Source organism: Gemmatimonadota bacterium (assembly GCA_026705765.1).
GTDB lineage: Bacteria > Latescibacterota > UBA2968 > UBA2968 > UBA2968 > VXRD01.
In genome coordinates this window covers 24,773-40,601 of record JAPPAB010000160.1, presented here as the reverse complement: position 1 = coordinate 40,601, position 15,829 = coordinate 24,773, and the positions used below count along the sequence as shown (strand labels likewise).

13 protein-coding genes are annotated in these 15,829 nt (G+C 50.5%); all 13 read left to right on the top strand.

Annotated elements, in window-relative coordinates; genetic code table 11:
- Positions 1-2,248: ABC transporter permease (locus tag OXH16_20590; GenBank protein ID MCY3683804.1), on the top strand; the 2,248-nt coding region annotated here is incomplete at its 5' end.
- 350 nt (positions 2,249-2,598) lie between these two features.
- Complete coding sequence (locus OXH16_20585) at positions 2,599-3,093, top strand: GNAT family N-acetyltransferase (GenBank protein MCY3683803.1); 495 nt, start codon at positions 2,599-2,601, stop codon at positions 3,091-3,093.
- Positions 3,094-3,125: 32 nt separating this feature from the next.
- Positions 3,126-4,253, top strand: coding sequence for a peptidase M14 (locus OXH16_20580; protein MCY3683802.1), 1,128 nt, complete (start codon positions 3,126-3,128; stop codon positions 4,251-4,253).
- 91 nt (positions 4,254-4,344) lie between these two features.
- The gene (locus tag OXH16_20575) at positions 4,345-5,055 is read left to right on the top strand and encodes a hypothetical protein (protein ID MCY3683801.1); all 711 of its coding nucleotides are present in this window, start codon (positions 4,345-4,347) and stop codon (positions 5,053-5,055) included.
- Positions 5,056-5,129: 74 nt separating this feature from the next.
- Positions 5,130-6,044: a GNAT family N-acetyltransferase gene (locus OXH16_20570; protein MCY3683800.1), complete on the top strand. Its 915-nt coding sequence runs from the start codon at positions 5,130-5,132 to the stop codon at positions 6,042-6,044.
- A gap of 208 nt (positions 6,045-6,252) precedes the next feature.
- Complete coding sequence (locus OXH16_20565) at positions 6,253-7,875, top strand: FAD-dependent oxidoreductase (protein MCY3683799.1); 1,623 nt, start codon at positions 6,253-6,255, stop codon at positions 7,873-7,875.
- Between the two features lie 78 nt (positions 7,876-7,953).
- Positions 7,954-8,286 (top strand): GNAT family N-acetyltransferase, encoded by a 333-nt coding sequence (locus OXH16_20560; GenBank protein MCY3683798.1) that lies wholly within the window; start codon positions 7,954-7,956, stop codon positions 8,284-8,286.
- Between the two features lie 188 nt (positions 8,287-8,474).
- Positions 8,475-9,377 (top strand): LpqB family beta-propeller domain-containing protein, encoded by a 903-nt coding sequence (locus tag OXH16_20555; GenBank protein ID MCY3683797.1) that lies wholly within the window; start codon positions 8,475-8,477, stop codon positions 9,375-9,377.
- 27 nt (positions 9,378-9,404) lie between these two features.
- Positions 9,405-10,349, top strand: a complete 945-nt coding sequence (locus OXH16_20550; GenBank protein ID MCY3683796.1) for a phosphotransferase — start codon at positions 9,405-9,407, stop codon at positions 10,347-10,349.
- Positions 10,350-10,362: 13 nt separating this feature from the next.
- The gene (locus OXH16_20545; GenBank protein ID MCY3683795.1) at positions 10,363-12,162 is read left to right on the top strand and encodes an FAD-dependent oxidoreductase; all 1,800 of its coding nucleotides are present in this window, start codon (positions 10,363-10,365) and stop codon (positions 12,160-12,162) included.
- Between the two features lie 90 nt (positions 12,163-12,252).
- On the top strand, positions 12,253-13,848 hold the full coding sequence (locus OXH16_20540) for a sialidase family protein (protein MCY3683794.1): 1,596 nt from the start codon (positions 12,253-12,255) through the stop codon (positions 13,846-13,848).
- 205 nt (positions 13,849-14,053) lie between these two features.
- On the top strand, positions 14,054-14,512 hold the full coding sequence (locus tag OXH16_20535) for a nucleoside deaminase (protein MCY3683793.1): 459 nt from the start codon (positions 14,054-14,056) through the stop codon (positions 14,510-14,512).
- A 28-nt stretch (positions 14,513-14,540) separates the two neighbouring features.
- A complete protein-coding gene (locus OXH16_20530; GenBank protein MCY3683792.1) occupies positions 14,541-15,818 on the top strand; it encodes an FAD-dependent oxidoreductase in 1,278 nt (425 codons plus the stop codon).
- Positions 15,819-15,829: the final 11 nt, after the last annotated feature.

Genomic DNA, 15,829 nt, shown 5'->3' with positions numbered 1-15,829 from the left:
CGTAGAAGTCTTGAATCAGGATGTATATCCTGAAATTTCTGAGGCTTTGCGTATCCATCGCTGGCAAAGAACAATAATTGCTGACAATAAGAGAATATACAAGCAAGCCTTTTGCCTTACAGACGAGAATGTTCTACAGGTTTTTGACTTTCCACTGATTCAAGGCGATCCCGAAATGGTTCTCTCAGAACCAGGTTCCGTTTTAATCACTCAAAGACTTGCACACAAACTGTTTGGCACTGAAAATCCGATTGGCAAAACCATTCTGATCGAGGAAGACGACAAAGATTATGCGCATCACGTTACAGGCGTCTTAAAAAATATGCCTGCGCAGACGGCCATTCGGTTCGATATTTTATCGGCGACTAAAAATGGGCGATGGGAAGAAAAATGGATGGCTTGGAAACCGAGAGGAGGGCGTCCTGTAGAAAGCTATATTTTGCTTAAAGAAGGTTATGATGCGAATCAACTTGAAGGCAAACTTTCAGATCTGATTCCGAAATACCTGGGCGAAGCAGCTGCAAATAACATTCAATATCATTTGCAGCCCCTAAACCGCATCCATCTATACTCCAATCATGATTATGGCATCAAAATTGAGAATCGTGGCACTCCAGAGACCAGTAAACCTCATGGTGACATTCAAAATGTGTATTTGTTTTCTTTGCTTGCTATTTTTATTTTAGTAATTGCCTGTGTGAATTTTATAAACCTAACAACTGCTCGTGCAATTGGACGGAGGCGAGAGGTCGGGCTTCGTAAGGTTGTCGGTGCAAACCGATTGCAGCTCATCACACAATTTTTGGGCGAATCTATATTTTTTGCTTGTATGGCGCTTATCTTGGCTTTGGTGTTGGTAGAATTGGCATTGCCAACTTTCAATTCGTTTTTTGATTGCGCTATTACACTCAATGTCAACACAACCCAGTTATTGCTCAGCCTTTTCGGTCTTATATTCATCGTCGGTATTCTGGCAGGGAGTTATCCGGCATTTGTCTTATCGACATTTCGCCCTGTTTCAATGTTGAGAGGTAAATCCGCTACAAACGTCTCTACTCGGCTTCGCAAGAGTTTGGTTGTAGGACAATTTGCTCTTGCCATTTTATTGATGGTTGTCACTTGGGGTGTTTACAGTCAACAGAAATTTCTTCGAAATAAGAATCTGGGATTCGACCGCGAGCAGATTATTGAAGTTCCAATTTTTGAGGCAGCGAATAGCAACCAGATGATCAATCCCACGCTTTTCAAGAGCCAATACAACGCCATCAAGCAGGCATTCACGACGCATCCCAATATTCTCAGAGCAACAACCACCCGTGGCCCTGTTGGAGAAGGAGCAACAGTAGAGACATTCCATCCCGAAGGAAAATCCACGTACAGTATGGATGTGATAATCGTGGATGAAGATTTTCTAGATTTCTATGGCATTAAATGCGTATCAGGCCGGAATTTCACGCGATCATATGCCGAAACAACAAACCCGCAAAGACTGAGGGAAAAATTAGACGAGCAGTTTATCTTGAATGAAACAGCGGTCGAGCAATTGGGTTGGACAAATCCAATAGGGAAACGATTTGCTTGGAAGGTTGGAGGCACGTTCTACCCAGATGGACTACGCTCCGGCACAGTCGTCGGTGTTGTCAAAGATTTTCATTACAAACCTCTTGACGAAAAAATCGGACGACTCGTATTGGTTGCAGAATTTCATGAGGCAAGGCTACTATACATAGAGGTCAAATCTGAAGATTTATCTCAAACACTGGCATTTGTACAAAAAGTCTGGGAAAGGTATATACCCAATCGTCCATTCACATTTTCTTTTCTTGATGAGAATTTGGATCGAATCTATAAAAATGAAAGAAAACTGAGCTATATTTTTGGTTTCTTTTCAACCCTTGGTATTTTGATTGCCTGCTTGGGGTTACTTGGGTTGGCCACATTGAGTGCGCAATACCGTACAAAAGAAATCGGCATTCGCAAGGTATTGGGAGCGTCTGTATCCAATATTGTTATGTTGCTATCCAGTGATTTTGCAAAGTTGGTCGCACTTGCAAATCTCTTGGCCTGGCCGATTGGCTACTATGCCCTGTGGCAGTGGCTTCAGAATTATGCGTATCGGATAGATCTTGGATTTGAGTTCTTTATGTTAAGTGGTATCTTGGCTTTCCTTATTGCCATGATCACAGTGAGTTTCCAGACAATGAAGGCAGCTCGATCAAATCCTGTAGATGCCTTGCGGAATGAATAAAAAAAACATGCTCCTGAAAAATCTCTAAGGAATACATGAGCAACCCGAAACCAAGACACGACAGGCCAACTTGGGCAAGTCGAGTTCCAAGAGAAAAAATAGCCCGCCTTTATGCAACTGATGCACAGGGCATAGTAGACGAAGAGCTTATTGAAGACGTGGGGATGGGACGGCTCGACTCATCCCAAAACCATTGTGGAGTTTGTTCGACACCTTGCCGATCACGGCGCGCCGTGTCCTGACATCCGTCCAACCACGGATGGTAGCCTCTACAAGTTCGTATAGGAATAGGCGAGTTGGAATACGCACATCCACGAAAACCTTGGCCAACGATCCGATCGGCCGCTGCGGTGGACGCCGAAGTCGTCACACGTATATATATCGATTCGTGGAATGCAGGATTCGGCGAACTCATCGAGCAGTCCAATCGCATCGTCACATCAGAACTCGTTGAGCGTTGGCGCGGCGATCTTGCGAAGTCTGCCCCGCACCGGTGGTGGGTCGCAGAGCATACGGGTAAGGTTGTCGGTTTTGTCGGCATCGGTCCCAGCCGCGATCCCGTTGACGCCACATTAGGGGAACTCGATACCATCGCCATTGACCCCTCGTATTGGCGCATCGGCATCGGCAAGGCGTTGGCCTCGCTCGCGTTTCGTCATCTCGTTGCCGACGGTTATAATGAAGCGATAGTTTGGACTGTTAAGGGTTATGAACGCGGGATCGCCTTCTACGAGGCGATGGGGTGGAAACGTGATGGCGGTGTTCGAGACAACGGACGCCAAATCCGGCTCCGCCGCCCATTGTCTATCTATAGATTACCGCTCCAATGGATAGTGGAGGAGTAAATGCAAATCGACATCATAAAGAAGCGTGTTCAATGATTATGATAGATTGTGATTTTCCGGGTGGGAATATCATCGCTGAGCGAATTGACGGTGATGATGTGTTTGTTCGGCAGGATCTGCGCGATACGGATCGCGACTGGTTCTACTGGTATTTTCGGGTGCGTGGCGCAGCAGGCCGAACCGTGCGGTTTCACTTTACCGGCAGCAATGTGATTGGCACGCGTGGTCCTGGGATGAGTGAAGACGGTGGGTTGACGTGGCGCTGGTTGGGTAATGATGCGGTGGATGGACAGTCGTTTGTGTATGCGTTTGCGAATGACGCGGATGATGTGCGGTTCAGTTTTGGGATGCCGTATGTGCAGGCCAATCTGGACCGGTTTTTGGCGTCGTATGTGGATTCGGATTATCTGGTGGCTGAGACGTTGTGCGAGACGCGCAAAGGACGTGATGTTGAGATGTTGTATGTGGGGCGGCTGGACGGTGGGGCGAATCTGCGCGTGTTGATTGCGGCGCGACACCACTGCTGTGAGATGATGCAGTCGTACGTGCTGGAAGGCATGATGGCGGCGATACTTGGTGAGGATGATTTGGGGCGTTGGTTTCAGGGACGGGTTGAATGTCTGGTGATTCCGTTTGTGGATAAAGACGGTGTGGAGGATGGCGACCAGGGGAAGAATCGGAAGCCGAGGGATCACAACCGGGATTATGTCGGGGAGAGTGTGCATATTGAAACGGCTGTGATTCGAGAAAGGGTGCCGGATTGGAGCGCGGGCAAACTGAAGGTAGCGATTGATCTGCACTGTCCGTGGATTCGTAGTAATCGCAATGAGACGATTTATCTGGTGGGGTCAGAGTCAGATGCCCCCTGGCAGGAACAGATGCGGTTTTCGCATATTTTGGAAGCGGAACGAACGGGCGGCTTGCCCTTTTGTGCAGCGGATAATTTGCCCTTTGGCGTGGAGTGGAATACGACAGAGAATTATGCAGCTGGCAAGAGCTTTGGGCGGTGGGCGGGTGAATTGCCGGGCGTTCAATTGGCAACGGCAATTGAGTTTCCCTATGCCAATGTGGGCGATCTGGATACGAGTCCAGAACTGGCGCGTGTATTTGGACGCGATCTGGCTGCAGCGTTGAAGGTATATTTGGAGACGACGGTGTGATGGTGCGATGGTGTGCGCGATTTTGGGTGCAAGGCGCAGCCGGGATTGGATTCGCGTAGGGCACCTGTTGGGCAATCTGGAGAAAAAGCTAGTGACTGAAGTCAGATACGACAGGCCAATTTGGGCGGGTAGAATCCCTCGGCAGAAAATCGCGGAGCTCTATGCTAAGGACGCTCAAGGAATCCGGGATGAAGAGCTAATCAACGAAGTAGGGATTGGCCTGCTTGTGAGAATCGAGAGTATTTTCCAAGCAAGGGATGCGAACAACAGGCTCGCGAGATGTCCCCACTGCCAACGCGGGCTTGAGCACAACTTCGACAAGGAGTTCTTACTTCGCTGTGAATCGTGTAACTGGGAATTGACGTGGTCCGAATACCAGAAGACGTTTCGAGGCAAACACCTTATTGCATCCGGCATGACAGCGTTCTTTAAAGAATACGTGCAAAAGTATAGGGTCGCGCGATCAGTTCAAGAAAAAATGATCCTGATTGATACTCTGATTCACAGGTATCACTGGGAACTCGAAGGCGGACTGTCGAGACCGGGAGCACGCGATCTCATCGGCGGAAAGCCTAACGAGATAATCGACTTCCTGAACAATCTCAGCTATGGTTCCAAGAGTAGCCCAGAGATCCTATCTACACGACAAGAATGGCTGGACAAGGTGAGGACGAGTAGAGAGCAATATGCTTCAGCGGCCACGGAACGCAATCGGAAGAAAGCAGAAAAGACAGAACGGGAGCGCTTGAAGAGGAAGGTGCGAGAAGAAATGCTCGCCAGGAGGCGCGACTCAAGCGAATAAAATGAATCCGACTGCCCTGTTTATGGCGGGGCAAAACCAAAAATCTCAACACCAGCAACCACAAGAGATACTGATTGAAGATCGTCGAAAGTGACATGGTAGGAGCAGGCGACTTCCGTGCATTTTACAACTCACGCATAGGAACTCTGCCCCACCGCTACCCTGTTTCACGACACGAGTTCGAATGGGGTTGTATTCACAAGCCGTTTGATGAACAGCCATATACAAACCTCGGAACGGAGCAATTTCTCTGCGCAGTTGAGGGTGAGGAAATCCTGGGTATCGCGCATGTCTCGGTTGCCGAGGAGGAAGCCGGGCGGATCGGACAAATTCGTTATTTGGACTTCGTTCCTGGTCACCGTCGGATCGGGCAGGAGCTTCTTGTCTCTGCCGAAGCTCGGCTGACGGATGTGGAGACCATCAGGGCGTTCTGCCCAGATTATCTGTACAGATTCTTCTTCAATTGCTACGGCTTACCCGACAAGTGGCTACACGTTACTTCGATTCTGGGTCTGAACGGCTATAGTGTTTCGCGACGTGAGATACTACTGGTTCAGGAGGGTGGGATTGCACCCAGCCAGCTAGATCCGCCCGAGAAGGTAGGAAGAATCGAATGGGAGACGACTGAGAGCCGGGGACGAACCTCAGGGCTGAACCTCAGGGTCTATGACCACGCCGACAAGGTGATCGGTGTGTGCTACACTCGTGCGGGCAGTCACTTTCAACTCAATAAAGCTGCTGAGCGCGTGTGTTTTGTCGCTTGGCTGAACGTGAGGGACGCTCTGAGAGGGTTGGGGTGGGGACGGTTCATATTCCTAACTGCACTCAACGAGATCAAGCAGCGGGGTTTTACTACCGTGCTTATCAGCACAAACGAAAAAAATCACAGAGCCCAGGCTTTCTATGCAAACTACGGGTTCTCAATGGTAGAGACGTTGTCTGAGTTTTCGAAGGGTCTGTCGGCTCCTCGAACCAGTGATGGTCGATAACACAACAAACTGCGTCCACTACATTGACGGTAACTCAATGCAGGTTGAAAAAGTCTTGTAGGTCGATCCTTTCACGTAATGCGATAGGTTTTTTCCCTATTACTTTCATCGCCAACTTCACCATTGCCTTCGTGTGTAAAGGTGAGGCTGGTCGCTTCGTCATGTCACACACCCTTCACCGCGGACGAACGCACGGAGATCACAGCCGATGTCGAATCTCAAATACTACCATCGCGACTGGATTGAACCTACAACTGAGATCATCGAAACGGATGTCTGCATCTACGGCGGCTCGTCAGGGGGTATCGCTGCAGCCGTCACAGTCGCACGGGCAGGTTTACGTGTCGTCATCCTCCAGCCGGGCCAACACATCGGTGGCATGACAACCGGCGGACTCGGGTGGACGGACTTCGGCCGCAAGTACGTTATCGGTGGACTGAGCCGATCCTTCTACAACCAGGTTGGACGGCACTACGGACAGAATGAAGAGTGGCAATTCGAGCCCCACGTCGCCGACGCTGTCTTCGATGCGTGGATTTCGAAAAATGGTATCGATGTCCGGTACGGTCAGTATCTGGACGCCGTCGAATCTATTGATCAACGTATCGTTTCCATCACGCTCCTTGGCGGGCTCCGGGTCCGCGCCAGGATCTTTATGGACTGCTCCTACGAGGGGGACCTGATGGCGAAGGCCAGCGTCTCCTTCCACGTGGGGCGTGAGGCGAATGAGATCTACGGTGAGACGCTCAACGGCATCCAGGTGCGAGAAAAACATCAGTTCGGTCTTACCGTAGATCCCTACGTGGAACCGGGTGACCCGGACAGCGGGCTGCTGCCTCAGATCGAGGAAACCGATCTGGCGGCACGACAAGGCGAGGGCGATCACCGTGTGCAAGCCTATTGCTTCCGCGTATGCATGACCGATGATCCTGCGCTCAAGATCGACTGGACTAAGCCGGACGCGTTCGATCCTGCCCAGTATGTCCTTGCGACGCGCTGGTTCAACACTGTGGGCGGAGACAGCCAGAATCCGAATCACAGCGCCGACCCGGTTGCCCACATACGCGACAGCGGAGTACCCGGGAAGTTCGACATCTTCCCGAACAGAACACCCGGTGGCTACTGTAAAACCGATACCAACAACAACGGCCCCATCAGCAGTGACTTCATCGGGAGATCGTGGGGATGGCCCGCCGCCAGCTATGAGGAGCGGGAGGCCATATTCCAGGCGCACGTCAATTACCAGCGCGGTCTCTACTGGCATCTGGCCAACGAACCGGCGATTCCCCGGCGCGTGCGTGACGCCTACAGCCGCTGGGGTCTATCCAGTGACGAGTTCACCGATACCGAGCACTGGCCGCATCAATTGTATATCCGCGAGTGTCGCCGGATGATCGGCGACTACGTCATCACTGAGCACGACTGCTACCAGAAGTCAGTCGCAGAGGACTCGATCGGAATGGGTAGCTACACCATGGACTCGCATAATTGCTCCCGATTCGTACATGTCGAAGGAGGCGTGGCACGTGTCCTCAACGAAGGGGATGTGCGGATCCCCCCGACCGACCCTTATCCTGTAAGCTACCGGAGTATCGTGCCAAAGAGGGGGGAGACAGCAAATCTGTTCATCCCCGTATGTTTCTCGGCCTCTCACATATCCTACGGTAGCGCGCGCATGGAGCCGGTATTCATGGTCCTGGGAGAGTCTGCTGGGCTGGCAGCAAGGCTGTGTTTGGATGTCGATTGCGACACGCAGGATCTGCCGTACGATGAGTTACGCCCCGAGTTGTTGAAGGCAGCGCAGATCCTCGAGTTGCCCGATACCCGGTAGAGGGAAGAGCCCGAAGGTCGCTTATGTTTCTTAGTGAGTGGGCTCACATCTTCGGCAGTAACAAATTTGAACTTAACTATGATCAATCCATGGCTGACAGTTCCTGCTGCTGACTACAAGATTCACATGGAACATAAATTGGTATGTATTACCGAAACTGTTCGTTATTTTACTTACGAAGGGCGCCCCTGGGCTATCATCGAGAATGTCGTTGTTGCACGCGAACAAAGAGGCAAAGGATTTGGGAAAAAACTGATGACATTTGCGATTAACCTTGCCGAAGATAAGGGCTGCTACAAGCTACAGTTACTCAGCGGTCCAAACGAAGATCAGGTGGGATTCTATAGAAGCCTTGGAATGCAAGATGGGACGAGTCGTGGATTTAAGAAATATTTCGTGGAACGTGAGTAATGCCTTTATACGCCAGAGATTATCAGACGTTTCGAGGAGATTAGATCGAAGTTAGAACGTGAAGAAATCTCTGATTTTCAACCTGTAGGTTGATCCTTTCACGTATGATGAAATCATTCTTAATATTGATCCTGGCTATTTTTACGATTGCTTGCGTGTCAGATGGTTTGTTTGCTGGAGAGCCTCAAATGCGTGAGATTATTGTCAGTTGCCCTGATGAAAATAACATACTACAACTCTATCACATCAAGGAGGACGGTTCATCCAGGCGCAAAATTACAAATTCCAATCATGAATGTATGATGCCTGCCGTGTCTCCTGACGGCAGTAAAATTGTATTTGTGCAACAGAGTGGAAAAGGAATGGCTCTTTGGATCTCCAACTTTGATGGCAGAAACCAGAAAGTACTCACAGAATCGGGGAGAAATTTGATACCTTCCTGGTTTCCAGATTCTAAACACATCGTATGGATGATATTCAAACCAGGAAAACACCCCGCTGAAAACAGCCAGTTGCACATCATGAACACGGAGACCAGGGAATCAAGGCGATTGTTCAGCGATCCTCAGCAAATTAAGTTCAGCAATTCAATGGCCTTTGTCTCGCCTAAAGGAACAAAGGTGGCCTTTGTTTCAAATCGAAGCGGCAACTATAGGGTTTGGTTGAGCAATCTCGATGGCAGTGATGCCAAACCAATTTCACCAACGTCTGCTGAACATGACGGGATTCTCAAGCTACCCATCGAACAAAAAGTCCCTGCATGGTCACCGGATGGCAAGTGGATCGCCCATTGGGAAGGTGTGGAGATGATCCATATGAGTAAATTCACAGGGAGACAAGATCGCGAAAGAGACAAGCTGATCGGTGAAACCCGGAATGTATGGGTTGTCGATAGTGATGGAAATAATAAGCGAAAAGCAGGGCGTGGTGATGATCCCACATGGTCTCCCGATGGATTTGTGACTCGGGCTTTTCCAGATCCTAAAAAGGGTGGCTTGAAAATCATGGTTGAAACCAGGTCCGGGTGGGAGGAGTTACCGATCGTGCCTCCAAAAACGCCTCGATATGGTCGATTCGCCTGGAAGCCGTGATGGAACTCTTTATCGGAGGAGCAGTTAGTGGATCAGATTCCACCAAAGGAAAAAATTCAGGAGGCCCTTCGGTCAGCTTGGCAGTTCGATGGTTCTCTCATACCGGTACCAGGCACGGAGCGCCTTTTCTCATTCAAGAAGAATGGGGCGACGTTCTTCGCACGATTGAACTGGGCACGGGGTCAGTTCTGTCCGGAGGAAGTTGTCGAGTTCCTCAATCATCTATCAACAAATGATGCCCCTGTCCCCCAGATTGTCCCCACTCTCTCCGGAGATTTGTGTATCATGATCGGAGATGCTGTTGTGCTCTCCGTGGAAACGGATCTCGGTGGGAAACCTTGCAGCTCTCGTCACCTCCACCGATTGGGTGCGGTGGGACGTGGACTTGCCAAGATTCATCTGGCATCGGAGAAGTTCGAAAAATCCAGGATGCGGAAGAAAGAGCTCACTGGCTTTGTGGAGGTCAGACTTCGGCGAGCGCTTTCCCGTTCTCTTCCTGGCGATCTCCGCGACGCCATCAAGACCCTTCAGACCGAGTTGCAAACCACCTACAAGCACCTAATACGAACACCCGTGCAGTGGATGACAACGCATGGAGATGTCTGGGGTCCCAACGTCCACACGGATGGAGAGAAAGTCGGTTTCACCGATCTCTGCAACTCTTTTGCGCCAGCAACTGTAGATCTTGTAATGGTCCAACACAGATGGCTAATGAATGATCTGACTGGGGGACGATCTCTATTGGAGAAAGAGATGCTGGATTTCCTACGAGGCTATCTTTCTGAGCGACCACTCTCAGTCGGAGACCGGGAAACATTTGGCGTCGTCTGGGCGACCTACTATGCTGATCAGCTATCGCACTATATTGAGAAACCGGGAACGGTGAAAGACGCCGTGCGCTCACGCTTTGACTTCGAAGGGCAGATTCGGAGACTACCGCTATCGGTGGGTGAGATCAGATCACTGCTATAGAGACGACCAACACATGGAAGGTACGCACTACAACCTCGTCATCTACGGCGGCAATCCCGCAGGCCTTGCCTGTGCAGTTCGAGCTGCGCGTGAAGGATTGACCGTCTTGCTCGTCAATCATACACCCCACATCGGTGGACTGCCAGCCAATGGGATGGGACTCTGGGATACACTTTACGAAGGCTGTCGATCGCCCATCTACAATGAGATGCGTCAGGCGATCTTCGATCATTACCGCAATACCTATGGAAAAGATTCACCGCAATATGCAGCCTGCCTCCCCGGCGAAACGGGCCACTCCAATGGCAAATACGAAGCGCGTGTCTTCGAACAATTGTCGGAAGAAATGATACAGGCAGAATCAAACATTACCCTGATCAAAAGCCATTACCCTACCGCTATCGAACAAGCTGACCGCTTAATTACAGCTATCACATTCACAGAAATGAATCGCGATGCAAGCTTCCGAGCTACCGGAGATGTCTTTGTCGATACTTCTTACGAAGGCGATCTTCTACCCTTAGCCAATGTCGCTTTCAGAGTCGGACGTGAATCCAAAGACGAATTTAACGAACCTCACGCGGGTCGCATCTTTATGCGATTTGCAAAGGAACTTCCCGAGTCAGAACAACACATGGCCGACATTGTTGCATCGCTAAACCTGAGGCAATTTGGTGGTGCGATGGAAACCATCATGCCCGATAGCACGGGCGAAGGCGATGGTGTTGTGCAAGCCATGAACTTTCGCACAGCCCTCAGCAGCGACCCCAACAATCAGGTCAAACCAGAGCCACCAGAAGACTACGATCCCGCACGCATCAAAACCCTACTCCAATCCCTCGAAGTCAACAGACCTGACCGCGGGCAAGATGGCGGACAATTTCCCAACAACAAAAGCGACTGGAACCGACCACAACTTATTGAAGGTGCGACCGACTATGTCCACGGCGACTGGCCAACCCGTCAGCGCATCTTGAAAGACTTCTGGAACATCGTTATTGGCATTTTGTATTTCTTTCAAAACGAACCCGATGCGCCCGAAAATATGCGCGAAGCCTTTGCTCAGTGGGGGCTGGCCAAAGACGAATTTCCCGACAACAATCACATGCCCTGGGAGATCTATGTGCGCGAAGCCCGCCGTCTCGAAGGGCGTTATATGCTCACCGAGCACGATGTTCGCCTGGCCGAAGGCATAGACAGAGCACCCATTCACTCAGATACGATAGCTATTTGTGAATGGTACACAGACGTTCACGCCTGCCATCCCGAACGCGTCAAAGACAGTCGCGATGAAGGCAAAGTCATGCTCCACAAGCAAACCGTCCCAGGCCAGATCCCTTATCGAAGCCTGCTCGCCAATGAATTAGACAATTTCCTCGTCCCAGTCTGCCTTTCTGCCAGCCACCTCGGCCAAAGCGCGATTCGTCTGGAGCCCACCTGGATGCAAATTGCCGAGTCTGCTGGTTATGCGGCCGTCCAGGCCATCAAAAACAAACAGACACCGGCCGACATTGATATTGATCAGCTTCAACAAACCCTGGCCGAACAAAATTCCATGCTCACATTTCTCAATGATATTGACCTTAACGACGACTATGCACACAACGCCGCTATACAATGGGCAGGTACAAAGGGATTCTTCGATACATACGATGCCAGACCGCAGGATAAACTCGACCAGCACACAGCGCATCGTTGGATCGATGGTTTTGTCCAGTTGTGTGGAGAAAAACTCGACACCAATACACTCGCACATTTAACCCGAGGTGAAGCCTGCCAAATCCTTTACGATTCCTATTTTCAACAACAATAGAGGCCAGGCGTTTTCCATATCTACTGATCAACCAAACATTATTCACGATCCAGGATCAACACGTATCGGCAGATTTTAGAAAGGAATTCGATGTATATCCATCCACGCTCTATCAACGACAAAGTGTTTGACGCCTGGCGCAGTCCCGGCCGCTTTACCAAAAACCCCGACATCATTCGCCTCAAATCCGGTCGCCTTCTGCTCGTTTATTCCGATACCGAAGCCCACTGGGGTGAAACCACCCAAATCCTCACCATCCTCTACAGCGAAAACGATGGTCAAACCTGGGACAAACTGAGCGAAGTCGCAACTGCTGATCGCAGCAAAGGCGATGAGCGTCTCGTAACACCGCGCATCAGCCTCTTAAGTGATGATCGCATTGTTGTCATCTGCGACCACGACGACTTCAGCCATTTTCACGAAGACCAGCCCCCCGGCAACTGGCTCTGGTGGAGCACAGATGAGGGCAAGACCTGGGACGGGCCTTACAAACCCAACATCAGAGGCTTTGAACCCGATCGCATCATGGAACTGCCCGACGGACGTCTTGCCGTCGGTAGCCATATCATGTTTCGCGAAGCTCAAGAATTTGCTGAAATCGCAACCTTTTCATCTGACGGTGGCAAAACCTGGGGCAATGAGGTCACTGTTGCCCACGATGGTTATAACCGATTTTGCGAAGGCGCAATTGTCATCCTCGACGGCGGCAAAGAAATCGCCTGTGTCATGCGCGAAAACCGCTCTGGAGGTGTGCCCAATTTTGTAGCTTTCTCTCAGGACAATGGGCGCACTTGGAGTGCCCCCCAGATGTGTCCTTTTGCCCTCCATCGTCCGTATGTCAGACAACTCGAAGATGGCCGCTGCATGGTCACAGGTCGCCACGTCAACGGCGGTCTTGGCTGTTATGCCTGGATTGGTGACCTCAAAAAAGAAGCGGGGACATATGCCATCGGTGGTCCCCGCAGAAAATACAGTGCAACACGCAATGAAAATGGTCTCACCATCCATCACAAACCCGAGCACGAATGCCGTTACAGCCTCCTCCCGCCACAGGATCGCTTCAGTACCATCGACTTCGAAGCTGAAGTGCAGGTCGAAGGCCCACCGGGAGAACCTATTGCCTTTATGTCTTGTGGCAGCATTGGCGATATCCTCTACATCGGCTCTGACTTCATTTCTCTCGGTAGGCTCGAACGCACCGATTTGCATAAAAAAATCGACTTTTCACAACCACGAAAAGTCGCTTATCGCCACAAGGGCGGCCTCTTGCGCATACAGGTTGATGGTGAAGATATGATTTACCGAAACGTCTTCCGCGGAGAAACACACATCTCAGACCATACCTCATCCCGCCCCGATATGCGCACCATGTTTGGCCAATGGAGTGACACAGGCAGTAGCACCTGGACATCCGTCAGCTTTTCATCGCAAAATCGAACCTTCGATGACTGGTCGTGGAACTGGTCTGCCTCCTCCGGTGAATACCCCGATCAATATCAGCGCGACCGCTTCGTTCAAATCCATGCCAACCATCCTGATCAAGAACCCCGTCCTGATCACGGATACTCATCCTGGCTCACCTTACCCGATGGCCGCATCATCCTGGTCGATTACACCAATTATGGCGACGAACCTGACAAAAGCCACATCGTAGGCGTATTCATTACCCCAGAAGACATTGCATAGGCGATAACATAAAGAGATTGCCAATCCATCAAGCATCCCACATATTTTCCGTTCGTCTGGACTGGGAGATTTTTTTCAACTGTGAAGCTATACAGAGTTACATTGCAGAGGAAGACCAAAGTCCAGCAAGTCGGCTGAGCAAAACCTGATCGTTGTTTTCAAGCCATGATATGCAAACTCACATAACAAATGGATCCGACAGAGCATGAGCCACAACGATTATATGCGACAGGCCATTGCAATGGCGCAGAAGGCACCCAAGTCTCCGTTCGGCGCGGTGATCGTTCGACAGACAACAGGCGAGATCATCGCAAAAGGGGTTAACCGTTCTTCGGAAGATCCGACACGCCACGGCGAGATTGACGCCATCAATCGTTGTGCGGCAGCCCATTCACAGATCGACTGGACAGAACTCGATTTGTATACAACAGCTGAGCCGTGCCCCATGTGTCAAAGTGCCATCGAGTGGGCGGGAATTTCTACTGTTTACTATGGGACTTCGATCCCTTATCTGCAAAGCCTCGGTTGGCGGCAAATCGATATCCGCGCCAAAGAGGTGGCTCGCCGTACTCCATTTCGGCAAACCAAAGTAATCGGCGGTATTCTCGAGTTCGAGTGTAATGCCCTGTTTGAGGCCGCCCACAAAAGTGATTCCAAGAAGTGAGTCTATATATAGTTTGGGGTAAGAAAATATGGAGCATATGAAAGACGATGTAGATGTGCTCGTAGTTGGCGGAGGCACAGCGGGTACGATTGCTGCCATACAAGCGGGCCGCGCGGGACTTCGCACGGCTCTGGTTGAATCTGGCAGTCAACTCGGTGGTGTCACCACAACAGGCGGTGTTTCCTTCCCCGGGCTATTTCATGCCTGGGGAAAGCAGATTGTCGCGGGCATTGGATGGGAACTGGTTATAAAAGCAGTCGCACTTGACAGTGGCCAACTGCCGGATTTTTCAGTCTTCTCTCCTGAGCGCCATTGGATGCACCAGATACGCATCAATGGCCCTGTATATGCGGCACTTGCAGAAGAAGCCTGTACCCAGGCAGGTGTGCAATTGCACTTTTATGAAATACCGACGCAAATTTTAGAAACAGACAGAGGTTGGAAAATCGAGACTGTCGGAAAAAACCTGCGGCGCACCATCCTGACCAAACAGTTAATTGACTGCACCGGCGGAGCAAATATTGTGGGCCAGATCGGTTTTCCTCGTTTGCGCGAAGAAGAAACACAACCGGGCACACTGATTTTTAAACTGGGTGGTTATGATGTTGATACGCTGGACGAAGATGTCATACAGAGACAGTTTATCGCAGCCGTGAAAGATGGCCGATTACAACACGGCGATGTAAGCAATCCGCGCGCACGGTTCATCGGCTACCTTGGAAAAGGCGGAGAAAATGCCCAGCACGTATTTGGCGCTGATGCATCGACCTCTGACAGGCATACAAAAACCAACATTTCAGGGCGACAATCTTTGTTGCGGATTTTGCGGTTTGTACGTTCACTGCCTGGATGCGAAAATGCCCGCGTTTTAAAAGCGCAGGCAGAAACCGCTGTGCGCGAAACCTATCGCATTGTTGGAGAGGTGCAAATAACCCACGATGATTATACCAGAGGCCGACATTTTGAGGACGCTGTATCGTACTCTTTTTATCCAATTGACCTCCATGACAAAGACGGTGTAAAGCCCCAACCTCTGTCTGAAGGCACAGTTGCAACAGTTCCACTACGCGCACTGATCCCTAAAAACAGTCATAATTTACTCGTCGCTGGACGCAGTGTGAGCAGTGACCGACTTGCAAATTCTGCTTTGCGAGTACAGGCATCCTCAATGGCTATGGGACAGGCAGCGGGTGCAGCAGCAGCAGTATCTGTGCGTTTGGAAACAACACCCCGCGACGTTCCGCTTTCTGATTTACACGATCTACTCGCGCTACACGGCGCAGTTGTCCCCGAAAAAGACATCTAAAAAACAAAAGC

Bases quoted from the DNA above. Each gene is read 5' to 3' on its own strand.
- OXH16_20535 (MCY3683793.1), top strand. From the start codon at position 14,054: ATGAGCCACAACGATTATATGCGACAGGCCATTGCAATGGCGCAGAAG.
- OXH16_20565 (MCY3683799.1), top strand. From the start codon at position 6,253: ATGTCGAATCTCAAATACTACCATCGCGACTGGATTGAACCTACAACT.
- OXH16_20580 (MCY3683802.1), top strand. From the start codon at position 3,126: ATGATTATGATAGATTGTGATTTTCCGGGTGGGAATATCATCGCTGAG.
- OXH16_20555 (MCY3683797.1), top strand. From the start codon at position 8,475: ATGCGTGAGATTATTGTCAGTTGCCCTGATGAAAATAACATACTACAA.
- OXH16_20560 (MCY3683798.1), top strand. From the start codon at position 7,954: ATGATCAATCCATGGCTGACAGTTCCTGCTGCTGACTACAAGATTCAC.
- OXH16_20540 (MCY3683794.1), top strand. From the start codon at position 12,253: ATGTATATCCATCCACGCTCTATCAACGACAAAGTGTTTGACGCCTGG.
- OXH16_20545 (MCY3683795.1), top strand. From the start codon at position 10,363: ATGGAAGGTACGCACTACAACCTCGTCATCTACGGCGGCAATCCCGCA.
- OXH16_20530 (MCY3683792.1), top strand. From the start codon at position 14,541: ATGGAGCATATGAAAGACGATGTAGATGTGCTCGTAGTTGGCGGAGGC.